Source organism: Mycobacterium yunnanensis (genome assembly GCF_025823185.1).
Taxonomy (GTDB): domain Bacteria; phylum Actinomycetota; class Actinomycetes; order Mycobacteriales; family Mycobacteriaceae; genus Mycobacterium; species Mycobacterium yunnanensis.
This window is the reverse complement of sequence record NZ_JACKVK010000008.1, coordinates 1-24,932: the sequence shown is the minus strand read 5'-3', so window position 1 is coordinate 24,932 and position 24,932 is coordinate 1. Positions and strand designations below refer to the sequence as shown.

The 24,932-nt window shown below is 69.5% G+C and carries 23 protein-coding genes; 9 read left to right on the top strand and 14 right to left on the bottom strand.

Annotated features, from left to right (window positions below):
* Positions 1-113 precede the first annotated feature (113 nt).
* The gene (car, locus tag H7K45_RS10225; protein ID WP_263995691.1) at positions 114-3,656 is read left to right on the top strand and encodes a carboxylic acid reductase; all 3,543 of its coding nucleotides are present in this window, start codon (positions 114-116) and stop codon (positions 3,654-3,656) included.
* 94 nt (positions 3,657-3,750) lie between these two features.
* Here the strand turns inward: car and H7K45_RS10220 are convergent, their stop codons facing one another.
* The 7 genes from H7K45_RS10220 to H7K45_RS10190 form a co-directional block, all read right to left on the bottom strand.
* Positions 3,751-4,089: a hemophore-related protein gene (locus tag H7K45_RS10220; protein WP_263995690.1), complete on the bottom strand. Its 339-nt coding sequence runs from the start codon at positions 4,087-4,089 to the stop codon at positions 3,751-3,753.
* A 228-nt stretch (positions 4,090-4,317) separates the two neighbouring features.
* Positions 4,318-5,289 carry a pyridoxal-phosphate dependent enzyme gene (locus tag H7K45_RS10215; protein WP_263995689.1) on the bottom strand — a complete coding sequence of 324 codons (972 nt, stop codon included), beginning with the start codon at positions 5,287-5,289 and terminating at the stop codon, positions 4,318-4,320.
* Between the two features lie 28 nt (positions 5,290-5,317).
* On the bottom strand, positions 5,318-6,088 hold the full coding sequence (locus H7K45_RS10210; RefSeq protein WP_263995688.1) for a class I SAM-dependent methyltransferase: 771 nt from the start codon (positions 6,086-6,088) through the stop codon (positions 5,318-5,320).
* Entirely contained in the window at positions 6,085-7,035 is a 951-nt protein-coding gene (locus tag H7K45_RS10205) for a methylenetetrahydrofolate reductase (protein ID WP_308206400.1), read from the bottom strand. Before H7K45_RS10205 ends, H7K45_RS10210 begins: the two co-directional genes overlap by 4 nt.
* Positions 7,036-7,075: 40 nt before the next feature.
* Complete coding sequence (locus H7K45_RS10200) at positions 7,076-8,257, bottom strand: zinc-dependent alcohol dehydrogenase (RefSeq protein WP_263995687.1); 1,182 nt, start codon at positions 8,255-8,257, stop codon at positions 7,076-7,078.
* Positions 8,258-8,351: 94 nt separating this feature from the next.
* Positions 8,352-8,600, bottom strand: a complete 249-nt coding sequence (locus H7K45_RS10195; protein ID WP_263995686.1) for a hypothetical protein — start codon at positions 8,598-8,600, stop codon at positions 8,352-8,354.
* Between the two features lie 133 nt (positions 8,601-8,733).
* A complete protein-coding gene (locus tag H7K45_RS10190) occupies positions 8,734-12,213 on the bottom strand; it encodes an indolepyruvate ferredoxin oxidoreductase family protein (protein ID WP_263995685.1) in 3,480 nt (1,159 codons plus the stop codon).
* A gap of 138 nt (positions 12,214-12,351) precedes the next feature.
* Between H7K45_RS10190 and H7K45_RS10185 the strand changes: the two genes are divergently transcribed.
* The gene (locus H7K45_RS10185) at positions 12,352-12,822 is read left to right on the top strand and encodes an Lrp/AsnC family transcriptional regulator (protein ID WP_263995684.1); all 471 of its coding nucleotides are present in this window, start codon (positions 12,352-12,354) and stop codon (positions 12,820-12,822) included.
* Here H7K45_RS10185 and H7K45_RS10180 read toward each other — a convergent pair.
* Together H7K45_RS10180 and H7K45_RS10175 are read right to left on the bottom strand one after the other, a co-directional pair.
* Positions 12,812-13,183, bottom strand: coding sequence for an SRPBCC family protein (locus H7K45_RS10180; protein WP_263995683.1), 372 nt, complete (start codon positions 13,181-13,183; stop codon positions 12,812-12,814). The genes H7K45_RS10185 and H7K45_RS10180 overlap by 11 nt on opposite strands.
* Positions 13,184-13,243: 60 nt before the next feature.
* Positions 13,244-13,483: a hypothetical protein gene (locus tag H7K45_RS10175; protein WP_263995682.1), complete on the bottom strand. Its 240-nt coding sequence runs from the start codon at positions 13,481-13,483 to the stop codon at positions 13,244-13,246.
* A gap of 121 nt (positions 13,484-13,604) precedes the next feature.
* Between H7K45_RS10175 and H7K45_RS10170 the strand changes: the two genes are divergently transcribed.
* Positions 13,605-14,312: a TetR/AcrR family transcriptional regulator gene (locus H7K45_RS10170; protein WP_263995681.1), complete on the top strand. Its 708-nt coding sequence runs from the start codon at positions 13,605-13,607 to the stop codon at positions 14,310-14,312.
* A gap of 1 nt (position 14,313) precedes the next feature.
* Here H7K45_RS10170 and H7K45_RS10165 read toward each other — a convergent pair whose 3' ends face one another.
* Positions 14,314-15,432, bottom strand: coding sequence for an alpha/beta hydrolase (locus H7K45_RS10165; protein WP_263995680.1), 1,119 nt, complete (start codon positions 15,430-15,432; stop codon positions 14,314-14,316).
* Positions 15,433-15,549: 117 nt separating this feature from the next.
* On the opposite strand from H7K45_RS10165, the gene H7K45_RS10160 reads away from it, so the two are divergent.
* The 3 genes from H7K45_RS10160 to H7K45_RS10150 all read left to right on the top strand — a co-directional run bounded on the left by H7K45_RS10160 (position 15,550) and on the right by H7K45_RS10150 (position 17,717).
* Positions 15,550-16,878, top strand: coding sequence for an NAD(P)/FAD-dependent oxidoreductase (locus H7K45_RS10160; protein ID WP_263995679.1), 1,329 nt, complete (start codon positions 15,550-15,552; stop codon positions 16,876-16,878).
* A gap of 112 nt (positions 16,879-16,990) precedes the next feature.
* A complete protein-coding gene (locus H7K45_RS10155) occupies positions 16,991-17,122 on the top strand; it encodes a hypothetical protein (protein WP_263995677.1) in 132 nt (43 codons plus the stop codon).
* A gap of 22 nt (positions 17,123-17,144) precedes the next feature.
* Complete coding sequence (locus H7K45_RS10150; RefSeq protein ID WP_263995676.1) at positions 17,145-17,717, top strand: hemerythrin domain-containing protein; 573 nt, start codon at positions 17,145-17,147, stop codon at positions 17,715-17,717.
* A gap of 18 nt (positions 17,718-17,735) precedes the next feature.
* Here H7K45_RS10150 and H7K45_RS10145 read toward each other — a convergent pair whose 3' ends face one another.
* From H7K45_RS10145 to H7K45_RS10130, 4 genes are all read right to left on the bottom strand, one after another.
* Positions 17,736-18,605 (bottom strand): LysR family transcriptional regulator ArgP, encoded by an 870-nt coding sequence (locus H7K45_RS10145; RefSeq protein WP_263995675.1) that lies wholly within the window; start codon positions 18,603-18,605, stop codon positions 17,736-17,738.
* Between the two features lie 7 nt (positions 18,606-18,612).
* Positions 18,613-18,864 (bottom strand): DUF3297 family protein, encoded by a 252-nt coding sequence (locus tag H7K45_RS10140; protein ID WP_263995674.1) that lies wholly within the window; start codon positions 18,862-18,864, stop codon positions 18,613-18,615.
* Between the two features lie 635 nt (positions 18,865-19,499).
* A complete protein-coding gene (locus H7K45_RS10135) occupies positions 19,500-19,631 on the bottom strand; it encodes a hypothetical protein (protein WP_263995673.1) in 132 nt (43 codons plus the stop codon).
* An 84-nt stretch (positions 19,632-19,715) separates the two neighbouring features.
* Complete coding sequence (locus H7K45_RS10130; RefSeq protein WP_263995672.1) at positions 19,716-20,000, bottom strand: hypothetical protein; 285 nt, start codon at positions 19,998-20,000, stop codon at positions 19,716-19,718.
* A gap of 526 nt (positions 20,001-20,526) precedes the next feature.
* Between H7K45_RS10130 and H7K45_RS10125 the strand changes: the two genes are divergently transcribed.
* The 3 genes from H7K45_RS10125 to H7K45_RS10115 form a co-directional block, all read left to right on the top strand.
* A complete protein-coding gene (locus tag H7K45_RS10125) occupies positions 20,527-23,556 on the top strand; it encodes a cadherin-like domain-containing protein (RefSeq protein WP_443677450.1) in 3,030 nt (1,009 codons plus the stop codon).
* Positions 23,557-24,313: 757 nt separating this feature from the next.
* Positions 24,314-24,514, top strand: coding sequence for a hypothetical protein (locus tag H7K45_RS10120; RefSeq protein ID WP_263995670.1), 201 nt, complete (start codon positions 24,314-24,316; stop codon positions 24,512-24,514).
* On the top strand, positions 24,505-24,932 hold a 428-nt coding region (locus H7K45_RS10115; RefSeq protein ID WP_263995669.1), incomplete at its 3' end, for a hypothetical protein. The genes H7K45_RS10120 and H7K45_RS10115, both read left to right, overlap by 10 nt.

Genomic DNA, 24,932 nt, shown 5'->3' with positions numbered 1-24,932 from the left:
CCCCGCACAGGGAACGTTCAGGAATATTTAGTTTTGCTAACGTAGTTTCCGGTGGTGGAGCCGGTGACACATCCCGCCGGCGATTCGACCACCTGCACGTCCCAGGAGACCCAATGTCAACTGCTGCCGCCGACCGTCAAGCGCGACTCACCAGCCGATTCGAGGAATTGACCTCCCCCAATGGCACAGGTGACGCGCAACTCGTTGCCGCACAACCCGATCCGGCGATCGTCGCCGCCATGAACACGCCCGGGGAGATGCTCGCCGACGTCATCCGGATCTCGATGACCGGTTACGCCGACCGCCCCGCACTCGGGCATCGGGCCGTGCAGTTCGTCACCGACGATTCCGGGCGCACCGTCGCCTCCCTGCTGCCCCGCTTCGACACCCTGACTTACCGCGAGACCTGGGAGCGGGTGCGCGCCCTGGCCGACGGATTGGCCGGCGACCCCGTGCAACCGGGCGACCGCGTCGCCACGCTCGGCTTCACCAGCGCCGACTACGCCGTCGTCGACATGGCACTGTCGCTGACGGGCGCTGTGTCGGTGCCGCTTCAGACCAGTGCGCCCGTCGCGCAGCTGCAGCCCATCCTCGTCGAGACCACGCCCGTGGTGATCCTCTCGAGCGTCGACCACCTCGACGACGCGGTCGAACTCGCCGTGACCGGCCATGCGCCGCGACGGCTGGTGGTCTTCGACTACCACCCCGAGGTCGACGACCACCGCGACGCGCTGCGGTCCGCCGCCGACCGGCTCGCCGAGCTGAACGTCGCCGTCACGTCGCTGCAAGACGTGGTCGACGGCGGCGCCAAGCACGCCGCGGCCGTTCGGCACCGCGCCGGCGACGCCGACGCCCTCCGACTCCTGATCTACACCTCCGGCAGCACCGGTGCGCCAAAGGGCGCGATGTACACCGACCGCCTGATGGCCAACTGCTGGCGCGGCTGGTTCAGCCCCGAATGGGACACCGAGAACAAGCTGCCCGCCATCACCCTGAGCTTCATGCCCATCAGCCACGTCATGGGCCGGGTCATCCTGTACTCGACGCTGGGCGCCGGCGGCACGGCGTACTTCGCCGCCAAGAGCGACCTCTCGACGCTGCTCGAGGACCTCTCGCTGGTGCGCCCGACCAAACTCGACTTCGTCCCCCGCATCTGGGAGATGCTGTTCCAGGAAGTGCAAAGCGAGACCGACCGGCGGGCCAGCGGCCTCGACGGCGCCGACCGAGCCGCCGTCGAACGCGAGGTCATGGCCGAACAGCGCACCAGTCTCGTTGGTGGGCGGCAGTTCTCGGCGATCACGGGGTCCGCGCCGATCTCTCCGGAGCTGCACGCGTGGATCGAGGACTTCGTCGACGTCCACGTCCAAGACGGTTACGGCTCCACCGAGGCCGGCGTCGTCCTGGTGGACGGCGAGATCCGACGCCCACCGGTCGTGGACTACAAGCTGGTCGACGTTCCGGACCTTGGCTACTTCGCCACCGACCGACCGCACCCCCGCGGCGAACTGTGGGTCAAGACCGCCGACGTCATCCCCGGCTACTTCAAGCGCCCCGACGTGACCGCCGAACTGTTCGACGCCGACGGGTGGTACCACACGGGCGACGTATTCGCCGAGACCGCGCCCGATCACCTGGCCTACGTGGATCGCCGCAACAACGTCCTCAAGCTGTCCCAGGGCGAGTTCGTCACCGTCTCCAAACTCGAGGCGGCCTACGGCGGCCACCCGCTGGTCCGCCAGATCTTCGTCTACGGCAACAGCGCTCGCTCGTACCTGCTGGCGGTGGTGGTGCCCACCGACGACGCGCTCGCCGCCGTCGGCGGTGACGTCGCCGCCGTGAAGCCGGTCCTGGCCGAGGCCCTGCAGAGCGTCGCCAGGGAGTCAGGCTTGCAGGGTTTCGAGATTCCTCGCGACTTCTTGGTGGAGACCACACCGTTCACCCTCGAGAACGGGCTGCTGACCGGTATCCGCAAGCTCGCCCGCCCGAAGCTCAAGGAGTTCTACGGCGAGCGACTCGAGCAGCTCTACGTCGACCTCGCCGACGGGCAGGCCGACGTCCTGCGGACGCTGCGACGCGACGGCGCCCAGCGCCCGGTGGCCGAGACCGTCGGCCGCGCAGCGAGCGCATTGCTCGGGACCGCCGCCGCCGACGTCGCACCGGACTCCGCGTTCACCGATCTCGGTGGAGATTCGTTGTCGGCGTTGACCTTCGCCAACCTGCTCCACGAAATCTTCGACGTCGACGTGCCGGTGGGGGTGATCGTCAGTCCCGCAAGCGACCTCGCGTCGATCGCCGCGTACGTCGAGGCGCAGCGTGCCGGCGGCACCAAGCGCCCCACCTATGACGCAGTCCACGGCCGCGACGCCACGGAAGTGCACGCGCGCGACCTGACGTTGGAGAAGTTCCTCGACGACGCCACCCTGGCCGCGGCACCGTCGCTGCCCAGGCCAAGCGGCGAGGTTCGCACGGTGCTGCTGACCGGTGCCACCGGCTTCCTCGGCCGGTACCTGGCGCTGGATTGGCTGGATCGGATGGACCTGGTCGACGGCAAGGTCATCTGCCTGGTGCGAGCCAGGACCGACGAGGACGCTGGCGCTCGACTGGACGCCACGTTCGACAGTGGAGACCCGCAACTGCTGGCCCACTACCGCTCGCTATCCGACCACCTCGAGGTCATCGCCGGAGACAAGGGTGAGGCGAATCTTGGCCTGTCCCAAGCGACCTGGCAGCGACTGGCCGACACCGTCGACCTGATCGTCGACCCGGCGGCGCTGGTGAACCACGTGCTGCCCTACAGCCAACTGTTCGGACCCAACGTCGTCGGGACCGCGGAGCTGATCCGCATCGCGCTGACGACCCGCGTCAAGCCGTTCGTCTACGTCTCCACGATCGGCGTCGGTGACGGCATCGAGCCGGGCCACTTCGTCGAGGACACCGACATCCGAACCATGAGCGCGACGCGAAAGGTCAACGGCGACTACGCAAATGGTTACGGCAACAGCAAGTGGGCCGGAGAGGTGCTGCTGCGCGAGGCGCACGACCTGTGCGGTCTGCCGGTCTCGGTGTTCCGGTGCGACATGATCATGGCCGACACCAGCTACGCCGGTCAGCTCAACGTGCCCGACATGTTCACCAGGATGATGCTGAGCCTGGTGGCCACGGGCGTCGCCCCGGCCTCGTTCTACGAGCTCGACGGTGGCGGAAGCCGGCAGCGGTCCCACTTCGACGGCCTGCCCGTCGAATTCATCGCCGACGCCGTCGACGCCATCAGCGGGCACGTCACCGGCTTCGAGACGTTCCACGTGATGAACCCGCACGACGACGGCATCAGCATGGACACCTTCGTCGACTGGTTGGTCGACGCAGGCCACCCGATCGTCCGCATCCCCGCCTACACCGACTGGCTGGCCCGATTCGACACCGCCCTGCGGTCGCTGCCCGACAAGCAGCGTCAGGCGTCGTTGCTGCCGCTGCTGCACAACTATCAGTCAGCTCAGCAGCCGATCAACGGCTCGCTGGCTCCGGTGGACCGGTTCCGGACTGCGGTGCAGGAGGAGAAGTTGGGTCCCGACCCCACCGATCCCGACATCCCGCACCTCACCGCGCCGGTCATCCTGAAGTACGTCACGGATCTGCAGCTGCTCGGGCTGCTCTGACCCCTCGCACGAATAAGCCCACCTCTGAGCGCATGGCTCGGAGGTGGGCATTCGTGTCGGTCGCCGAGCGGGTCACGCCCGGCAGCTCAGCCGATCAGTAGTTGTTGCAGCTGTTCGCCACGGACATGATCAGCCCGTTGAACTGCGCCGCCTGCGGGAAGCTGCGCACGAAGTCGATCTTCTGCTGGCGCTCCGGCGATCCCGGAGGCGAGGCAACCAGACCCTGAAGGAATCCGTTGGCCGCGGGGTCGTTCTGCAGCGCAGCGGTCGCGACGGGATCCTGGGCGTTCGCTGCGGCGATCACCTGGGGGTAGGTGCACGTCGAGTTCAGGATCACGGCGTCGCCGGGGGCCGCCGAGGCGATCCCGCTCCCGGCCATCGCCGCAAGAGCCACGCCGCCCAGACCGGCAGCCAATTTCGTTATAAGAGCCATTTCTTCAACCTTCCGACACGTGTAGACGACGGCATCATCGAAGTGTCGTCATGAGTTTAACCGTCTGCCAGGCCCGCCGCGTTACATCTTCTCCGAGGGAGAAATCCGCCGGGGCCGACCACGCGAGTGAGTTGGTTAGCCACCATAGCGAATTTGCCGCACGGGGTCGAGCCGAAACCGGTCCCGACGGGCGCGGGAGCGCCGCGATGCTGTCCCGGACTGAGTTCGCTAATTTTCCGCAGCGTCACCGAGTGACCCTGCCCACACCATGGCCGCGCTCGAGCCGAACAGCCCCGGCAATCCTCCGGAGTGCAGAAACACCGTCGGTTCGCCCGGACGTACGTCACCCTCGAGGACCGCAGCCGCCAGGCCGGCGAGCGCGCGTCCGGTGTACACCGGGTCCAGGATCAGCCCCTCGGTGCGCGCCGCCAACGCCAACGCGTCCTGAACCGAATGGGTCAACGACGAGTAGCCCGCGCCCACCTGGTCGGTGCGCAGCCGCAACTCCCCATCGGCGTGCGCCGAGCCGAGGCTGGCGAGCATGCCGGAGATTCGCGCCTCGGGATCGGGCACGGCACCGGTGTGCACGCCGAGCACGCGCCGCTCCCCCAGGGCGTGGACCAGTCCGGCCGCAGTGCCCCCGGAACCCACGGCGACCACCACCTGAGCCAAGCCCGGTAGCTGCTCGAGCAGTTCGTGCCCGGCGTCGACGTAGCCGTGCGCGCCGACGGCGTTGGAACCGCCGAACGGAATCTGAGCCGCGGGGCGACCGTCGGCAGTCAGCTCCTCGACGATCCGGCTGGCCAGCTGCTCGGTCTCCGCGGCCTCTACGTCGCCCGCCCAGACGATCCTGGCTCCGAGAAGTGCGTTCAGCGCCAGGTTCCCGGCGACCGCGCCGCCGGATCCGGCCAGCACCAGGACGACGTCGAGACCGAGCCGAGCCCCGGCGGCGGCGGTGAGCCGCGCGTGATTGCTCTGTGCCGCACCCGTGGTGACGAGAGTGGTTGCGCCGCCAGCCATTGCCGCGGCAACCGTGTACTGCAGCTTGCGAACCTTGTTGCCACCGCCGCCGAGTCCGATGAGGTCGTCGCGCTTGATCCACAGGTCCTCGGGTCCAAGCCCCAGTGCCGCGGCCAGCCGTGGCGCCGCCTCGAGCGGCGTGGGGAAGGTGCCGAGGGGAACTCGTTCGCCGATGCTCATCGTGACTGATTCTGCCTCTTAGATGGCACTACCGCCGTCGCAAGGAGAGCAGTTCGGCGAAGATTCGTCCGTCCGAGATCAATTGCCCGATCAGGTCGGACTGGTGCTCGGCCTGCTGCCACGCGGGGTCATCGCCGTGACGTGCGGCCAATTCGGCGGTCACCGCGTCGACGCGGCTGCTCCAGTCGCCAGGAACGTCGTCGAGATCGGCGGTGTCGCATAACGCCTCGACGGTCAGACCCGCCGCGTCCACGAGCTCGCGCAAGCCGTCGACGGTCGGAAAGTGGTTGCCGTCGGGCTGTTCCCCGTGCCCAGGGGACCCGACCTCGGGGTCCCTCGCGACGAGAACCAACAGCCCGATTCGACCGGGCGCGCTCGTCACCCGTCCGAGTTCGCGCAGAAGCGGCGCTTGCTCGTCCGTCGTGCACAGCACGCCCAACGCCCAGGCCGCGTCGAACGCGCCGTCTCTCAGCGGCAGTGCGGCGGCGTCGCCCCGGACCACCGGGTACGAGAAGAGGGTCCTTGCCGCGCGACACGCACCCGCCTCGGGCTCCACCAACAGTGGCCGCACCCCACTGCGTTGGGCGGCGTAGGCGGCCGGCCCTCCCACGCCCGCCCCACAGTCGACCAACGACTCGCCGTGGGTGAGCTCGAGGCCATCGAGCAACCAGTCCAGCGCCGCGGGACTGCCACTGCCGCGACAGCCCGCCGGAACGTGGTAGTCGGCACCGAGGTCCGCCGCGACCTCGGCAGTCCACTGCGCGACCGTGTCGAACTCGGCGGTCATCGCGTCGCTCATCGACCCACTTCCGCTCGGATGCGCGCGCCGACCTCGGCCTTGATCTCAGCCCCCGCGCGAGTGCCGCCTGAGGTCGCCGAACCCGACAGGTTCACCCCGTGCACGCCGTCGATCGACAACAGGGCGCGCGCCTGGGCGACCGCTGCTTCGATGCCGGCCTCGACGGGATCGGCGTCAGTCAGCACGGCCTCGACGACCTGCGGGTCGAGGTCGAGCCCCGGCAATCCTTGCAGCACCGCGGCCGAACTTTGGTCGGTGAACACGGCGACCCCGGCCACCACCGGGATCGTCAACCCCGCCGCCCGCGCCTCGGCCATGAACGTGCGCGCCGCCGCCGGGGACGGCACGTGGTTGAGTACCGCCAGCCGGGCGCCCGCGTGTTGCTTGTACACCAGGCGACGTGGTCGGGCGGCCACCGGTGGCGCGGTGGGCGTTTCGGGCACCGCCGCCACCATGTCGAGGGCGTCGGCCAGGGCGACGAGCCGCGGACCGTCGAGGTCGAAGGTCTGCGTGACGTCGGGACGCACGTCGTAACCACGCCCGTCACCGGTCACGCAGAGCACGGTGCGGACACCGACGTGAGCCAAACCACGGAGCTCCTGCTCGAGCACGATGCGGTTGCGGTCGCGGCACGACAACGTGATCCACGGTCTGACACCGGCTTCGGTCAACAACGCCCCCATCAACGTGGGCGGAAAGTCGGGCCGGTTTTGATGCTCACCGACCAGCACGGCGTCACACGACCGCGAGAGAATTCCCGCAGTGGCTGCGACGTCCGTGGCGTCGAACGGGTTGCAACTGAAGTCGCCGAGGATCAACGGCGCCTGCACCGCCCTCGCCTCCGCGGTGGGGCCGGTCCACGGCACCGCGTCGTCGAAGACGCACGGGCCGGCACGCATTTCGCAACCCCCGTCGGAACGCACTCCACCACACGGGCCGAAATGCATTCCTTTGGGACAACTCTCGTCTACCAACCGGATGCCCACGTCACGGCGTGAGCATGATCTTGACGGCGTCGTCCTGCTTCTTCTGGAAGATGTCGTAGGCGTGCGGGGCGTCGTCGAGCGGCAGCACGTGGCTGGCGAAGTCGTCGACGCCCAACGGGTCGTCGTCGGTCAGCAGGGGCATGATGTCGTCGACCCATCGCTTGACGTTGGCCTGGCCCATCCGAAGCTGAATCTGCTTGTCGAACATGGTCAACATCGGCATCGGATCGGCCATGCCGCCGTACACGCCCGCCAGCGAGATGGTGCCACCGCGCCGCACGACGTCGATCGCGGAGTACAGCGCTCCCAGCCGGTCCACCCCGGCCTTCTGCATCATCGGCTTGGCCAGGGCGTCGGGCAGCAGACCGGTGATCTGCTGGGCCAGCTTGGTGACCGGCGACCCGTGCGCTTCCATGCCCACCGCGTCGATCACCGAGTCGGTGCCGCGGCCGTCGGTCATCGACCGGATCGCGTCGCCGACGGCGAAGTCGATCTCATTGAGGTCGACCGTCCGGATTCCGCGAGAGGCCGTGCGCGCCAACCGTTCCGGCACGAGGTCGACGCCGATGACGTCGTAACCGAGGTGGTGCGCGATGCGCGCGGCCATGTCACCGATGGGTCCGAGTCCGAGGACGGTGACGGTGCCACCGTCGGGAATTCCCGCATACGCCACCGCCTGCCACGCCGTGGGCAGCACGTCGGAGAGGTAGACGAACCGCGAATCCGGCGGGCCGTCGGGCACCTTGATGTGGGTGAACTGTGCCTGCGGCACCCGCAGCAGCTCGGCTTGCCCGCCGGGCACGGCCCCGTAGAGCTCGGAGTAGCCGAACAGCGCGGCCCCCATGCCCTGATCGCGGACCTGCGTGGTCTCGCACTGGGTGAACAGATGGGCGTCGCACATGTAGCAGTGCCCACAGGAGATTTGGAACGGGATCACCACCCGGTCACCCACCGACAGGTTGGTCACGTCGTTGCCCACTTCGCGCACGACTCCCATGGGCTCGTGACCGAGGATGTCGCCGGGCGTCATGAACGCACCGAGGACCTCGTACAGGTGGAGGTCCGAGCCGCAGATGTTGGTCGACGTCACCTCGATGATCGCGTCGTTCGGCTCCTCGATCTTCGGATCGGGGACCTGTTCCACCCTTACGTCGCGCTTGCCATGCCAGGTGACTGCCTTCACGCCCACTCCATTCGCCGTCTCTTGGGTCCCTGGCAGGTACCCGTGTGCGAGACGGCAAAACGCGCTGGCGGTCAGGCGATGTCGCGGGGCGAGCTCATTCCGGTTCGATGTCTTCGCTGTCGACGAAGAGGAGGTTGTCGTCGTCGAGCATGACTGCCCAGCGGCGTGCTGGACCGGCAATGCGATTGCCGCCGATTTCGACCGGGATGCCGATGGATTCGCCGAAGTCGTCGACGATGACGCCGTGCACTTCGCGATCGGAGCTGGGGAACACGCGAACGCGGGTGGTTATGCCGACACCGGCAGGCGAGTCACCCTCACCGCTGGTTGCCTCGTCACTCATGGTCTTTCCCCCGTCTGTCAAAGTTGCCCCGACGGTTCACATTCTGAACCAACGTACGACCATGACACAACGATTCAGCGGATATGTCGTTCGCCTCACGTGCCGGCACGCCGCTGTCGGCGCCGGCCGTTCGTTAGCTGACGCCCAGCTCGCGTAGGCGTGCCCGGTACACCTCGACGTTGGCCAGCTTCACTCCCTCGTAGCCGCGCACCACGTCCGGCAGAGACGCCACCTCGACCGCGTGCTCGTAGGAGGAGTCGGTGAGCTGCGCGGCGAGTCCAGTGACGAGGCGTTCGTAGTCGTCCCGGAGCTGGCGCTCCACTCGGCGCACGTGGGCGTAGCCGAACGGGTCCAACACCGTGCCCCGCAACCGCTTTCCGCGGGCGAGGACCCGTAGGGCCACGTGCGCCTTGGGCCCGAGGCCGATCTTCTTCGATCTGCCGAGGGCCCGCAGCACCGGTGGGTGCAGCCGATAGGTGACCCTCTCCCCGGTGGGAAACTCCGCCCGAACCTGGTCGCTGAAAGCAGGATCCGTCAGCAACCGGGCCACTTCGTACTCGTCCTTGTAGGCGGTGAACTTGAACAGGCCCCGCGCCACGGCTTCGCTGAAGTCGGTTCGCGCCGACACGGCACGCTCGGCTGACCACACCTCGTCGAGCACCGCCACGTAGTGGCGAGCAACCCGCTCACCCTGGAAGGACACCAGATCGGCTGCCCGCCGCGCCACCAGGTCGGCCACCCGGCCGGTGAACGCGGTGCCTGCCACGAGGTACGCCGGCGGTGGCTCGACGCGGCGGGTCCGCTTGGGCATGACCACGTCGCCGAACCGCGACGGGTCGGCGACGGCGACGCGACCCCACCGGAAGGCCGCCAGATTCGCCTCGACGGCAACGCCGTTGATGCGGATCGCCTCCTCCACGCACGCCGCGGGAAGCTTCAGCGCCCCGGCCTGATGCGCGGCGCCGACGAGCAGGAAGTTGGCCGCCGCGGTGCTGCCGAACAGCGACTGAGCGGCGGCGAGGGCGTCGAAAGAATGCAGGTGCTTGGACACCCGGTCCAGCCGATTCAGGAGGTACGGCGTCTCGGGATAGGCGACCGACGTGTCGTAGACCATCGACCCCGTCGGCGTCTTGCTGGTCGACGCCACCGCGATGGTCCGCGCGGGGTCGCCGTAGTCGAGGTTCTTGCCGTCGACCGCCGCGAGCAGGTCGAAGGCGACGATGCAGTCCGCCGCGCCAGGGGTGAGCCGGTTGGACGGCTCGAGCGCGGCCGGAGCGAACCGCAGGTGCGACACGACCGGCCCGGCCTTCTGACTGAGGCCGATCTGATCCAGACCCTCCACCTCGAGGCCCGCGCGCAGCGCGGCCGTCGCCAGCACCTGGTTGACCGTGACGATGCCGGTGCCACCGATGCCCGCGAGGAAGACGTTGTGGGTTGCGGTGAGGGGTTCGACGTCGACCTCGGGCAGCGAGGGCGCGTGCGGCGCCGTCGGCTTCCCGACGCGGCGCCCGGGTGCCACCTCGACGGTGACGAACGACGGGCAGTCACCGTCGAGGCAGCTGTAATCGGTGTTGCACGACGTCTGGTCGATGCGCGTCTTGCGGCCCAGGTCGGTCTCGACGGGTTGCACCGAAAGGCAATTGGACTTCACGCCGCAATCTCCGCACCCCTCGCACACCGCCTCGTTGATCATGACGCGTGTGGTGCGCACCGGCAGGGTGCCGCGCTTGCGCTGGCGACGCGCGTCGGCCGCGCAGTGCTGGTCGTAGATCAGGACGGTGACACCCTTGATCTCCCGGAGGCGTCTCTGGGCCTCGTCGAGCCGGTCCCGGTGCCACACGATCGTGCCCTTGGCCATCCGCTCGCCGGTGTTCCTGCGGTGGTGGCGCCGTGGCTCGTCGGCGCACACGATGATCTGCTTGACACCCTCGGCGGTCAGCTTGTGCGTCAGCCTGGCCACGGACAACGCGCCCTCGGCGTCCTGTGCGCCGGTCATGGCGACGACCTCGTTCCAGAGCACCTTGTAGGTGATGTCGACGCCCGCCGCGACGCACGCCTGCACGGCGAGTTGTCCGGAGTGGAAGAAGGTCCCGTCGCCGATGTTCTGGAACAGATGCCCCACGTTCGTGAAGGGCGCCTGACCGATCCACTGGCTGCCCTCGCCGCCCATCTGGGTGAGCCCGGTGACGGCGCTGTCGGTGCGCGGCGACATCGTCACCATCGTGTGGCAGCCGATTCCACCGCCGGCCAGCGAGCCCTCGGGCACCGCCGTGGACCGATTGTGCGGGCAACCGCTGCAGAAGTATGGCGCCCGCGTCACCGGCAGCACGTCCAGCGACAGCGCCGGGGGCGGCGGCTTCCTGAGTTCGAGGCGACCGGCCAGCACGCGGCGCAGCGGCGCCGCCAACCGGCCGGCGGTGAGTTCACCACCGGCGGGGATCAGCAACCGACCGCCCGCGTCCTTCTTGCCGAGGATCTGCGGCGCACCCGGTGTGCCGTAGAGGATCTCGCGCATCTGGGTCTCGACGAACGCCGTCTTGTCCTCGACGACGAGGATCTCCTCGAGGCCCGCGGCGAACGTCGTCACGGCGTCCGGACCCAGCGGGGTGGGCATGCCGATGCGCAGCAACCGAATTCCCGCCCGGTGCAGCGCCGCGTCGTCGGCGCCGAGGTCGCCCAGTGCCTGCCGCATCGCGTCGAATGCCGGTCCCGCGGAGGCGATTCCGAGCGTGGCGCCGGGTGGGTCGAGTTCCACGACGTCGAGACCGTTGGCGGCGCCGTAGGCGCGCACCACCTCCGCGCGGGGGCCGTAGAGATCGGCCTCCGCGTCCAGGCTGCTCGACGGTGCGGCCATCGGTCGCTGCCGATAGGTGAAGGGGCGGCCGTTCCACTGCACCTCGGGCACCACGACGTCGAGGTCGGCCATGTCGCCGGTGACCGACCAGGCACCGTCGGCGACGTCGGCGACGATCTTCAGCGCCACGACGCAACCCGACGCCCGCGACATCGCCACCCCGTGCATGGCCATGGTGACGATCTCGCGGGCGTTGCGCGGAAACAGCACCGGGATGCCGAGGGCGGCCAGCGATCGCTCGCTCACGGCCGGCACGGTGGAGGACTTCGAGGCGGGGTCGTCACCCACCAGGAGCAGCATTCCGCCGGTGGGGTTGACGCCGTACATGTTGGCGTGGCGTAGCGCGTCGGTCGCGCGGTCGAGACCGGGCCCCTTGCCGTACCAGACGCCGACGACACCGTCGTACCGCGGCGAGGTCCCCGTGGCCGCCGCGAAAGCGGCCAGATCGGCCTGGCTGCCCCACACCGCGGTCGCGGCGAGTTCCTCGTTCAGACCGGGCACGAAGGTGACGGAGTTGGCCTCGAGGACGTCGGGCATGCCCGACAGCATCCGGTCGACGCCGCCGAGCGGGCTGCCCTGGTAGCCGGACACGAACGTCGCCACCGTGCGGCCGGCGCGTACGTCACGCTGATGCTGCTCGACGAGCGCCCTGGCGATGGCCTGCACCCCGGTCAACACCACGGCTCCCGATCCGGACCGGTAGCGGTCGCCCAATTCGTAGGGCTGGCGGTGGGTCGGGCGGGTGTCGAGATCCGTCATGAGAGATCACCACCTTCGGCGCAGTGGGCGTATTGCTACCTCAAGGGAACCATCGGGACGCATAGTGAGCAAGCAATGTCGAACACACTGAGCATGTCGCCCACTTATAAGCGAATGTGACATGGAATACTGCGCGTCATGGCGAAGCTCGACCGCACCGACGCCCGCATGCTCCTGGCAATGTGTGACGCACCTCGCGCCACCGGTGTCCAACTGGCGGCCACCCTCGGCCTGGCGCGCAACACCGTTGCCGCCCGGTTGGCCCGCTGGGACGACGAACGGGTCCTCGCACCCATCGACCGCTGCGTCTCACCCCGCGACCTCGGCTATCCGCTCAAGGCGTTCATCACCGCGGTGGTCGACCAGCATCGACTCGACCAGGTGCTCGTCGAACTGGAGACCATCGCCCAGGTCACCCAGATCACGGGCCTGTCAGGTGCGGCCGACCTGCTGATCGGCGTGGTCGCCACCGACGCCGACGATCTCTACCGGGTCGCCGGCCTGATCCTCGCGGTGCCGGGCGTCGAGCGCACCACCATGTCGGTCGCGATGCACGAGGTGGTCGCCTACCGCACCAAACCGTTGCTGGAGCAGCTGGCTAAGCCCTAGCCAGATCCTCGATCCGCTTGAGCGCCAACGCACACACCGGTAAATAGGCCGGCGCCCACAGCGGCACGCCGAATGACACGCGGCAGCCCTGCGAGTGCCCGGTCACCACGTGCCGGGTCGCCGACACCCCGGCAACCTTCCACGCCCACGCCGAACCGTCGTCGAACTCGGTGATCTCGAAGGGCAGCGGAACGCCGATCGGGGTCCACACCCGTCCGCGGGACCCGAGCCGCAGCGGTCCGTCCTCGTCGAGCTCGGCCCGCTGCACCGTCGGCCCCCACCGCGGCCACTGCGAGAGGTCGGTCAAGACCCGCCACGCCGACTCCGCGGGGGCGGCGATGGTGCGCGCCGTGGTCAGCATCGATCTGCGCTCGACGAGGTCATGGCCTCTGGCTTTCCCGGCTGAGGGGCGAGCCAATCGTCAGGCGGCCCTTGCCTTCGGCCATGACTCGAGAAATCGGTCGACCCATTCCGCCGAGACGAACTCACCGAATCGACGAGGATCGTCGATCACCTCGTAGTCCCAGCGCCCGGCGCCGTCGCGGCTGGTGACGAGCACCGGGCCGACGAAGATGTTGCCCGTGAAGGCGAAGTGCCTGGTCTCACCGCTGCTGGTCTCGACGTCGACGTAGTAGCCAACCTGTCCGGCCTCGCCCGCCACGCGCCTCACACTGTTCACTTCGAACTGGCCGCTGCTCACCGATGTAGACCCCCTTCGGCGAAAGAGATTGCGGCATCCCTACCGTGGCGTCAACGGTGTTGACATAAGGAGCGCGGGAAACGTGGCGGAATCGGGACGACGACCGGCGGCGGGGCGCCGCCGGCGGCGCACTTCGAGTGGCGCCGAACTGTCGCGCGAGGTATACGTCGACGCCGCGGTCAATCTGATCGAGAACCGAGGCGCCGCCGTGTTGAGTGCCCGGACGCTTGGGGCGGCGGTGGGTGCCGACCCCTCGGCGCTCTATCGCTACTTCCCGGGCGTCGACGACGTGGTGCGGGCCGTCGCCGACCGGATGATCGGCCTCGGCCTGGACCGCTGGACGCCCGGGGCGGACTGGCTGGAGTCGCTGTCGAGACTCGCCCGCGTGCTGTTCGAGGTCTACGCCCGCGACTTCCCCCGCACCGGGTTCGCGGTCGCGGCGCGGACGACCGGCCTGCCCAACGAGATTCGCGCGGTGGAACTCACCCTGGGACTGCTGCGCGCCGGTGGCTTCGACGACGAATCCGCCGCCAAGTGGTTCGTCACGCTGTCGGACTTCCTGCTCGGTCAGGCGATGCTCGAGAGTGCTTCCGCGACATTGCCGACGGAGGTCCGATCCGCTGACGACTCGGCATGGGAGGCCCTGCCCGAACGTCTTCCCGACGGCGACCACCCCTACACCCAGGCAGCCGCCCCGCACTTGGCGTCCTACATGGTGCAGTCGTCGTTCGACGCCACCCTCGAGCTCGTGATGCGGGGCCTCAGGACGTGCGCGCCCCCGCAGGCCTAGCTCAGACCGCCGCGGCGGTGCACTGCTGATGATGCCGGTCGCGCGCCTCGCCGAGGAAGCGGGCGATCTCCACCGCGCTGCGTCGGGCGTGCGACGAGTCGACCAGGTCGAAGGCATGCCCGGCACGCGGGATCTCCAGGTAGTCGACTGCGTTTCGCGACACCGCTGCGAGTGCATCGCGGAAGGCGTGGGCCTCCCCCACGGGGATGAGCGCGTCGTGCTCGCCGTGGATGAGCAGGAACGGCGGGGCGTCGGCGTGGATGCGAGCCATCGGCGACGCGGCGGCGTAGATCTCCGGATGGCGAGCTTGGCTGCGCCGCACCACGACCCGCTCGAGGAAACCCTGGAAGTTGCGCCGGGTCGGGGACGAGCGGTCCTCCCAGTCGTAGCGGCCGTAGATGCCCACGACGGCGTCGACCGTGGTGTCGGCGTCGTCGACGAGTTCGCCGCGGAACGCCGGCTCGCCTGGGGTGAGCGCGGCCAGCGACGCAAGGTGCCCGCCGGCCGAACATCCTGCGATGGTGACGAACTCGCGATCGCCGCCGTACTGGTCGACGTTCGCCCTCGCCCAGGCGATCGCCGCGTTGACGTCCTGGACGTGCCGGGGCCAGCGGTGCACGGGTGAGACGCGGTAGTCCATGGTCAGGCACACCCAGCCCAGTCGAACCAGATGTGAGAGCAGCGTGTGGCCCTGCAGCACGCGGGTGCCCTGCACCCACGCCCCGCCCGGCACGAAGAGCAGCACCGGCGCGTTCGGGGGCAGGTCGGGGCGGCGCCATACGTCGAGCAACTGCGACGGGTGGCTGCCATAACGAATGGAGCTGGCGTGCAGACACTTGCGCTTCTGACCGCGGGCCCTCAGGTAGGGCGGAATCCGGCCGACGCTCGGGGCGCCCGGTTCCACCGCCACGGGCGCCGCGGCCACGCCGGTGTGGCGACTGACCGCTGCGCGCGCCGCGGCGGGCGCGTAGTGACCGCCCCACAGCGCCAAGGCGGTCAAGCCGGCGAACGGTTCGAGGTGCTTGCCAACCACGGGAAGCGACGAGTACGCCCGCGTGGTCGCCAGCACCAGGTCGACCGGATGGAGACGGGCAAACCGCCGGGTGGTCGAAGAGGTCATGGCACGGGGCCTTCCGCTGACAGTGATCCGACGCCGACGTGGCTGCAGCGTGGGGCTCAGCTACCCCGCCACGGTCGCGCCCAAACTCCTCCCGGGTTCGCTGCGTATGGTCGAGCGATGAGCAACGGCCGGACGAAGGTCCTGATAATCGGCGGTGGATTCGGCGGTCTGTTCTGCGCGCGAAGCCTCGGTGGTGACGACGTCGACGTCACCCTCCTGGACCGGACGGCATGCCACGTCTTCCAGCCACTGCTCTATCAATGTGCGACCGGGACGCTGAGCATCGGTCAGATCAGCAGGTCCCTGCGCGAGGAACTGGCCGGCCACCGCAACGTGACGACCCTGCTCGGCGAGGCCGTCGACCTCGATCCCGAGGGACGACGCGTGACGGCCCGGCGTCCGGACGCCAGCACGTTCGTCCTCGACTACGACGTGCTGGTTGTCGCCGCCGGCATGCGTCAGTCCTATTTCGGCCACGACGAATTCGCGACCTGGGCGCCAGGGATGAAGACCCTCGACGACGCTCTGACCATCCGCCGCCGCCTGTTCGCGGCCTTCGAGATCGCCGAGACGCTCGCTCCCGGTCCGGAACGCGACGGATGGCTGACGTTCGCCGTCGCCGGAGGCGGACCCACCGGCGTGGAACTGGCCGGACAGATCCGGGAGATGGCCACCCGGGCCCTGGCCCACGAGTTCCACAGCATCGAACCTCAGGAAGCCCGGGTACTCCTCTTCGACGGCGGCGACTGCGTGCTCGGCAGCTTCGCGCCGAACCTTGCCGCCAAGGCCGCATCGATCCTCGAAGGGCTCGGGGTCGAGCTACGCATGGGCGTCCACGTCACCGACGTCCGGCGCGACGGCATCACCGTCACCCCCAAGTCCGGTGGCCCGAGCGAGGAGCACGCCGCGCGCACCGTGCTGTGGACCGCAGGCGTCGAGGCCGTGCCGTTCGCCAAGCGGGTGGCCACGGTGCTTGGCGCGCCGTCGGATCATGCCGGTCGGATCACAGTGGAGGCCGACCTGACCGTGCCGGGGCACCCGGAGATCTTCGTCATCGGCGACCTGGTGGGCCGCGACCACCTGCCCGGGGTGGCCGAGAACGCCATGCAGGGCGGTCTGCACGTGGCCTCGTGCGTACGTCGGGACGCCAAGGGCACGCCGCGTAAGCCGTATCGGTACCGCGACCTGGGTTCGGCGGCGTACATCAGCCGCGGCCACGCACTGTTGCAGGCCGGCCCGGTGAAGCTGACCGGATTCTTCGGATGGGTGGGGTGGGGCGTCATCCACATCGCCTTCCTCACCGGAGTGCAGAACCGCGTCAGCACCGTCGCCACGTGGCTGGCCACGATCGCTCGCGCCCGCCGTACCGACCGCACCTTCATGCTCGGCAGCGCCAACACCCCCGAGCAGCCCTACACCTGGGCGGCGTGCGGGCCAGCTGATTGACACACGCACGGGGTGGGTACCCGGCAGCTGCAGGCAGCAGACCTGCTGCCCTGGACGAAAGGCCCTGCCCATGAGCGTGGTCGAACGTGGCACCGCACGGTGCCCCCGGTGCATGGTTCAAGCCGACTACGCCTTCCAGGAGGGCGACGGCGGATTCCTGCGCTACCAGGTGTCCTGCCAGCCGTGCGGCTACGAATACGTGGAGGACTGCACGTCACCCACGGTCGGCATCTCTGCCGCCTGACGCGCCACCCGCCCACCCTTCGATGGCCGACATCACCAGACTGATCCTCGCCGACCACGAGTGGTTCCGCGAGCAGTTCGCCAAGCTCGACTACCTGCAGGCCCGTGCGCATCCCCGTGCCGAGGACCTGCAGCGGGTGTGGGTACCGCTGGCCGACAAACTCGACGTGCACGCTTATGCCGAAGAGTCCCTCTTCTATCCCCAACTCCTCACACGCGGTGAGGACGACCCCGAGGGGGAGACGCTCGACGCGATCGGCGACCACAACGACATTCGTGACGGCGTCGCCGACGCAGCCAAGGCGGACGTCGGCTCCGACGAGTGGTGGGCGGCGGTGGGCCGGGCCCGCAAGGCCAACGACGAACACATGGGCGAGGAAGAACGAGAAGGCTTGTCCGACTTCCGCAAACACGCTCCCGCCGGTCTGCGCGAGGCGCTCGGTAGGCAGTATCACGCGTTCATGACCGACCACCCCACCACCCGCGGCCTCGACATCACCGACCGAGATCCGCAGGCCTACGTCGACGCCGTCGAGGGTGACTCCGGCGCGCCCACGGACACGTCGTTGGGCATCGGAAGCCTCAAGGACACGTAGGCCGCTGCGAGTCGGAGGTCAGCGCAGCGCCGAGGCTGCCGCGCGGACGGCGTCGGTCACGGCCTCCACCATGGGGCTGTCGAGCTTCCAGCACTGCCAAAACAGGGGAACGTCGAGATGGGCGTCGGTGATCGGGACGAACGCGCCGGCGTCCACCAACGCCACTGCGGCACGCTCCGGGTACATCGCCCACCCCAACCCGGCCGTCGTCGCGGCCTCGAAGCCCTCCGCGGTGGGCACGTAGTGCACCGGGTGGCTGACGGCGCGACGAAAGAGCTTGCGCAGCAACATGTCCTGCAGCGCATCGTCGCGATTCCACGCCATCGCCGGCGCCACGGCCATCGTCGCCGCGGTGACACCGTCGCCCAGATACCGGTCGACGTAGCCGGGACTGGCCACCGGTAGGTACCGCATCACCCCGAGCGGTTCGGTCCGGCACCCGGACACCGCGACGCGCTCGGTGGTGACCGCGCCCATCACCGCCCCCTCCCGCAGTAACCGCGCCGACCGGTCTTGGTCCTCGATCCGAACGTCGAACAACACCCCGGGCAGTGCGCCGAACACGTCGGCGAACCACGTCGACATCGAGTCGGCGTTGACCGCCAGCGCCACGCGCGTCAGACGGTCGGAGGCTCCGCTCATCTCGGCGAGCGCCTCGGACTCCAGCATTGCCGTCTGGGCAGCCAGCCGCAGCAGCGGCACCCCCGCCACCGTTGCAGTACAAGGCTTTTCGCGCCTCACCAACACCTGGCCGACATCGTGCTCCAGGGACTTGACGCGTTGGCTGACCGCCGAGGGCGTGACGTGCAACCGTGCCGCGGCGGCGTCGAAGGAGCCCAGTTCGACCACGGCCGCGAAGGCCGCCAGCCGCTGCCCGTCCAGCCTCACACTCGCGTCAGGTCGCCGGACGGAAGAACGGCTCGACCGTGCCGCGGAGCTTCACGACCATGGGATTGCCGCGACGATCCTTCGCGGTGGGCACTTCGACCCGTACCCATCCCTCGGCTACGTCGTATTCGTGCACGTTGGTCTTCTCGGACCCGTTGAAGCGGATGCCCACGTCGCGCAGCAGCACCTCTTCGTCGTAGAACGCGCTGCGCGGATCGATGGACAGATGATTCGGCGGAACGTCTTGGTCCTCGGACATGATGGCCTTCGTCGTAGTACTGCGCTGGGGCGCGTGGGTTGGTCGTCGACGAATCTACGCGACCCCGTCGGTCGGTTCCCGCAGATGCTCAGGCGCCACTGAGAGCGTGCCGCGATGCGCCAAGGGCGTCGCGGCGCAGCGCCCCCCGGTGGGACTACTGCAATGGACCGGACTTGCGGGGGGTGGACTACTGCACTTTGGGCACGGGACTACTGCATTCTGCGTTGGCGGCACTTTTGGGGTCGCCGGTGGTGCTGGGTAGGTTACATTTCGCGTCGGCGTCGTCGTGTAGCAAACCGCGGCCACGCCCAGGACACACCCGAAATCGCCATCACCGGTTCCGTCGTCGACGGGGTCCGGGCGATTTCGCGCGTCCAAAGGAGGTGCGGGATTGGCGGGACGACATGTCTCACGAGCTGCCCGACGAGCAATGAATGCGAAGGAGAAATTCTGATGGCGGGACGGCATCGCAGTAACACTCGACGGACCGCCACACGCACCGGCAGCGGTGGGGCGGGCCGGGTGTTGCCGGTGTCGGCGTGGCTCACCGCCGGAGCACTCAGCGTCGGTGTAGGTGCGGCAATGCTGACGGGGGCCGCGGCGGCCCACGCCGAGACCGGGGACTCCTCGACCAATCACCCCGCCGGGGCCGGCGCGTCGGATGGATCGGGTGGATCGGCCGGCACCGGAAGCACCACCGCCTCGGCGACGAAGGGCACTCCCACGTCCTCGACGACGGCATCCTCGTCCCAGACCTCCGCCTCCACGGAAGCCGGAGATCGCTCCTCGGCAGCCGACGCCACCTCCGTCGACGACTCCCCCGCGGCGTCGACGAGTCAAGCCACCGCCGGTCACACAGGTGGCCACTCCTCGCACGACCCCGACTCGGGTACCGCGCGCACCGCGACGCCCACGACGACGCACACGGCATCGACGAGCAGGTCCACTACGCGGGCGTCGACCGCGTCGTCCAGTACGAACACCAATTCGGTTGCCGCCGTTGAGGATTCCGCGTCACAAACATCGCCGTCGGGGCTGCCACACGCCTTGGCGTCGACCACGGGTGCGCAGCCCACCCCCACCAGCCCGGGCACGGCCCGGGTTCTGGCCCCGGTGAGCACGGTCGTGGTTCCCACCGCACTGACTCCTGCCTTACCGGATCTGGGGACGTTCGTCTCCGATGTGTTGGCGTTGTTCATCAGCAACGGCACCGCCGCGCACCCCAACGCGGGGTTGTTGTTGGGCACCGGATACAGCTACACCGCCGCCACCTGCGCCAGCGGTGTGGCGTGCCGCGGCGGCAACGGCGGCCTGTTGCTAGGCGTGGGCGGTGCCGGTTTCGCCGGCGGTGACGGCGGCGCGGTTGGGTTCCTCGGCAACGGCGGCAACGGCGGGGTCGGTGTAGCAGCCGTCAACGGTGGTGCGGGTGGGCGCGGCGGCAACGGCGGACTCCTCATCGGTACCGGCGGTGCGGGCGGTGCCGGCGTGAACGGAACCGACGGCGCGAACGGTCTGAGCGCGGGGCAGTCCGGCACCAACGGGTCCGCCGGCGGTCGGGGCGGGGCCGGCGGTAACGGCGGTCTATTGCTCGGCAACGGCGGCAGTGGTGGGTCCGGCGCGAACGGCGGCACCGGAGGCAACGGTGTGGCCGGCGCCCACGGGATGTCGGCCACCATGCCCGGAGCCGCGGGCGGCACCGGAATGGCGGGCGGGTCCGGCGGTGCAGGTGGAGCGGGCGGGGACGCCGGGTCCGGTGGCGGGGCAGGGCTGTTCGGTACCGCCGGCACGGCCGGAACGAACGGTTCCGGAGGCCGGGGCGGGAACGCCGCCGACGGCGGTGCAGGCGCCGCCGGCGCGAACGGAGCCGACGGCACGGACGGGGCCGACGCGACGATGGCCGGAATGAGCGGCGGCGCGGGCGTCGCCGGTGGTGATGGTGGCGCGGGCGGAAATGGCGGCGCGGCCGGGGCGGCCGGACTCGGCGGCGTCGCAGGCCGCGGTGGCCGCGGCGGGTCACGCGGCGCCGATGGCGCCACCGCGATCCAGGGTGCGGGCGGGGCCGGGGGTGACGGAGGCCGCGGCGGCAACGGTGGTGACGGCGCCGCCGGGGACGATGGCGCGAACGGTGTCACCCCGGGCGCCAACGGTGGCAACGGCCAAGTCGGTGGCGACGGCGGCGCGGGCGGCCGCGGCGGCAACGCAGGAATTGGTGGCAGCGGGTCCACGATCGGGCTGGTCGGGCACAACGGTTCCGGTGGCGCCGGTGGTAACGGCGCCGCGGGCGGGGACGGCGCCACGGGTGCCGCAGGCTATGACGCCGCCAGCGACCCAGCCGCCGCCGAGACGGGAGCCGACGGCGGGAACGGTGGTGACGGTGGGAACGGCGGTCGCGGTGGGCGCGGCGGCGCCGGTGGCAACGCCGGCACGACCGCTGGCGGTGGGCTCGGGACCAACGGTGACGGCGGCAACGGCGCCGATGGTGGCGCGGCCGGACTACCCGCCGACGGTGGCTCCGGTGCGACCGGCGGTGTCGCGCACCCCAACGGGGGCAACGGCGGCAACGGCGGGAACCCCGGCACGGTCGGCGCCGGCGGCAGCGCCGGCTCGCCCGGGACCACCCCCGGCGGGGGCGGTGCTCGCGGCAGCAGCGATGGGGTCGACGGTGCCGCGGCCACCGGGTTGGCGGGCAACGGCGGCAACGGCGGGACCGGGTCCGACACCTTGTCGTACGAGGCCGCGGGCACCGGCGGTAACGGCGGCGACGGAGGCAGCCTGGGCAACGGCGGCGACGGTGGGACCGGCGGCAACGACCTGATCCAGGATCCGGACGGGGGGTACATCGGCGGCGGAGCAGGTGGCGGCGGTGGCGGCGGTGACGGCGTCATCGGCGGTCATGGCGGCACCGGCGGCAGCGCCGGCTACGCCTACTTTGGCCAGACCATTTCCGTCGTTGCAGGAGGCGCTGGAGGCGCAGCCGACCGCGGCGGCGACGGTGGCAATAACAACAAAAGCAGTGGAGGCGTGGGCGGTCCGGGAGGTGGTGGCGGCGGCGCTGCGATCGAGAGCGACGGGTACGGCGGCTCCGCAGCCGTCGGTGGCGACGGGGCGGCAGCCCACGGCGCCAGCGATGTCCCGACCGTCGAAGGTGGCAGCGGTGGCGGAGCCGGCAGCCCCGGTAGCCCCGGCGTCAACGGCTACGAAGTTGGCTCGGGCTATTACGGCGGCGGCGGCGGTGGTGGCGGCGTCGGCGGCGCCGGCGGTAATGGCGGCGGAGGTATCAACGCCGGTAGTGGCGGTGGTGGCGGTGTCGGCGCTGCGGGTGGCGCCGGTGGCCAGGGAGATCAGTTCATCGGCACCGGCGGCGGCGGCGGTGGTGGTCGAAGCCTGGGCAACCACAGCGGGCCGGTCGATCAGCCACCGGTAGCGGTCGACGACTCGGTCACCGTCGCCGAGAACAGTGGCCCTACCCCAATCGCGGTGTTGGCCAACGACACCGACGTCGACGGCGGACCGAAGGTCATCACCGCGGTCACGCAACCCAGCCACGGCGTGGTCACCGTCACCGACACGACCGCCAGCTACACCCCGGCGGCCAACTATCACGGCACCGACAGCTTCACCTACACACTGAACGGCGGCTCCACCGCGACCGCGACGGTCACCGTCGTGGCGGGCAGTCCCCAACCCGGCACTCCCCAGCCCGGCACCCCCACTGCCGGGCAACCCAGCTCCACCGGCGTGATCATCGGCACCGCCACCTTCACCGACCCCGCCGGGGGCACATTGCACTACAGCACTTCCGGCACCAGCACCGGCGGCGCTACCGTCACCATCGACGACGCCGGCACGTACACCTACACCCCCACCCGCGCCCAGCAGCAGGCCGCCGAAATTGCGGGCTCCCGCGGCAGCGACACGTTCACGGTCACCGCCTCCAACGGCGTGCGTTCAGCTAGCGAAACCATTACGGTCACGGTCGATCCGGGCACTCCCCAACCCGGTACCCCTACTGCGGGGCAACCCAGCTCCACGGGCGCGATCGCCGGTACGGCCACGTTCACCGATCCCGCCGGGGGCACCCTGCGCTACAGCACGTCCGGCACCAGCACCGGCGGCGCCACCGTCACGATCGACGACACCGGCACGTACACCTACACCCCCACACTGCGCCAACGCCTGGCCGCCTCCACTGCCCCGACGGACACCTTCACCGTCACCGCGTCCAACGGCGTGAACTCCGGCAGCGAAACCATCACCGTGCCGGTCGCCCCGGTTTCGGAGGGAACGGTCATCGGGCATGGGAATCTGAGTGGTGCGGTGGTGGGGTCGCCGGTGTTCAGTGCCGACGGAACCGCGGCGGTGATCATCCTGAAGACCAGCACCGGATTGACCGCGGTCGACGTCAACACCAGCACCGGAGCTCTGATCCAGCGGCCAATCAGCCTGGGCGGCACGACCAACACCACGGTGAACTCGGTGGCCCTCAACGCCGACGGCACCCACGNNGTGGTCATCACCAAGGTCCCAGCTGGGCCCAACCAGAACTTCCAAACCCTGCTCACCGTGATCGACACCAGCACCGGCACCCAGGCCGGCCACACCGTGACACTGGACGGCTCGCTTCTCGGGTCGTGGTCATCACCAAGGTCCCAGCTGGGCCCAACCAGAACTTCCAAACCCTGCTCACCGTGATCGACACCAGCACCGGCACCCAGGCCGGCCACACCGTGACACTGGACGGCTCGCTTCTCGGGTCACCGCTCTACAGCGCCGACGGCACCCACGTGGTGATCACCACCCAAGCCAGCCTCAACAACCTCGGCAACCCCACCAACGTCAACGTCAGTGNCGTCAACACCGTCACCGGCGTCCAGACCGGCAGCACCATCACCGTCAGAGCCACCGCAGCCACGGTGGTCCTGAACCCCACCGCCACCCGCGTGGTCCTCACCACCGACACCAGCGTGACCGTGATCGACCCCAGCACCGGCACCCAACTCGGCACCACCTNCACCGTCAACCGGGACAATTCATCGCTAGTCGTCGCCTACAGCCCCGACGGAACCCACGCCCTGATCACCACCACACCCCCCAACGACACCACCCGCACCCAGCTCAACGTGATCGATCTCGGCACCGGCGCCCAAGCCCGCCAGGTGCCCCTGGTCGGTGCGGTGGTGGGGTCGCCGGTGTTCAGTGCCGACGGAACCGCGGCGGTGATCATCCTGAAGACCAGCACCGGTCTGACCGCGGTCGACGTCAACACCAGCACCGGAGCTCTGATCCAGCGGCCGATCAGCCTGGGCGGCACGACCAACACCACGGTGAACTCGGTGGCCCTNTGATCATCCTGAAGACCAGCACCGGTCTGACCGCGGTCGACGTCAACACCAGCACCGGAGCTCTGATCCAGCGGCCGATCAGCCTGGGCGGCACGACCAACACCACGGTGAACTCGGTGGCCCTCAACGCCGACGGCACCCACGCGGTGGTCATCACCAAGGTCCCAGCTGGGCCCAACCAGAACTTCCAAACCCTGCTCACCGTGATCGACACCAGCACCGGCACCCAGGCCGGCCACACCGTGACACTGGACGGCTCGCTTCTCGGGTCATCACCGTCAGAGCCACCGCAGCCACGGTGGTCCTGAACCCCACCGCCACCCGCGTGGTCCTCACCACCGACACCAGCGTGACCGTGATCGACCCCAGCACCGGCACCCAACTCGGCACCACCTTCACCGTCAACCGGGACAATTCATCGCTAGTCGTCGCCTACAGCCCCGACGGAACCCACGCCCTGATCACCACCACCTCCCCCGCCGACACCACCCGCACCCAGCTCAACGTGATCGATCTCGGCACCGGCGCCCAAGCCCGCCAGGTGCCCCTGGTCGGCGCGGTGGTGGGGTCGCCGGTGTTCAGCAGCGACGGAACCGCGGCGCTGATCATCCTGAAGACCAGCACCGGTCTGACCGCGGTCGACGTCAACACCAGCACCGGAGCTCTGATCCAGCGGCCGATCAGCCTGGGCGGCACGACCAACACCACGGTGAACTCGGTGGCCCT

Coding starts and splice junctions, on each gene's coding strand:
- car (WP_263995691.1), top strand. CDS start 114: ATGTCAACTGCTGCCGCCGACCGTCAAGCGCGACTCACCAGCCGATTC.
- H7K45_RS10220 (WP_263995690.1), bottom strand. CDS start 4,089: ATGGCTCTTATAACGAAATTGGCTGCCGGTCTGGGCGGCGTGGCTCTT.
- H7K45_RS10215 (WP_263995689.1), bottom strand. CDS start 5,289: ATGAGCATCGGCGAACGAGTTCCCCTCGGCACCTTCCCCACGCCGCTC.
- H7K45_RS10210 (WP_263995688.1), bottom strand. CDS start 6,088: ATGAGCGACGCGATGACCGCCGAGTTCGACACGGTCGCGCAGTGGACT.
- H7K45_RS10205 (WP_308206400.1), bottom strand. CDS start 7,035: ATGCATTTCGGCCCGTGTGGTGGAGTGCGTTCCGACGGGGGTTGCGAA.
- H7K45_RS10195 (WP_263995686.1), bottom strand. CDS start 8,600: ATGAGTGACGAGGCAACCAGCGGTGAGGGTGACTCGCCTGCCGGTGTC.
- H7K45_RS10190 (WP_263995685.1), bottom strand. CDS start 12,213: ATGACGGATCTCGACACCCGCCCGACCCACCGCCAGCCCTACGAATTG.
- H7K45_RS10185 (WP_263995684.1), top strand. CDS start 12,352: ATGGCGAAGCTCGACCGCACCGACGCCCGCATGCTCCTGGCAATGTGT.
- H7K45_RS10180 (WP_263995683.1), bottom strand. CDS start 13,183: ATGCTGACCACGGCGCGCACCATCGCCGCCCCCGCGGAGTCGGCGTGG.
- H7K45_RS10165 (WP_263995680.1), bottom strand. CDS start 15,432: ATGACCTCTTCGACCACCCGGCGGTTTGCCCGTCTCCATCCGGTCGAC.
- H7K45_RS10160 (WP_263995679.1), top strand. CDS start 15,550: ATGAGCAACGGCCGGACGAAGGTCCTGATAATCGGCGGTGGATTCGGC.
- H7K45_RS10155 (WP_263995677.1), top strand. CDS start 16,991: ATGGTTCAAGCCGACTACGCCTTCCAGGAGGGCGACGGCGGATTCCTG.
- H7K45_RS10150 (WP_263995676.1), top strand. CDS start 17,145: ATGGCCGACATCACCAGACTGATCCTCGCCGACCACGAGTGGTTCCGC.
- H7K45_RS10140 (WP_263995674.1), bottom strand. CDS start 18,864: ATGTCCGAGGACCAAGACGTTCCGCCGAATCATCTGTCCATCGATCCG.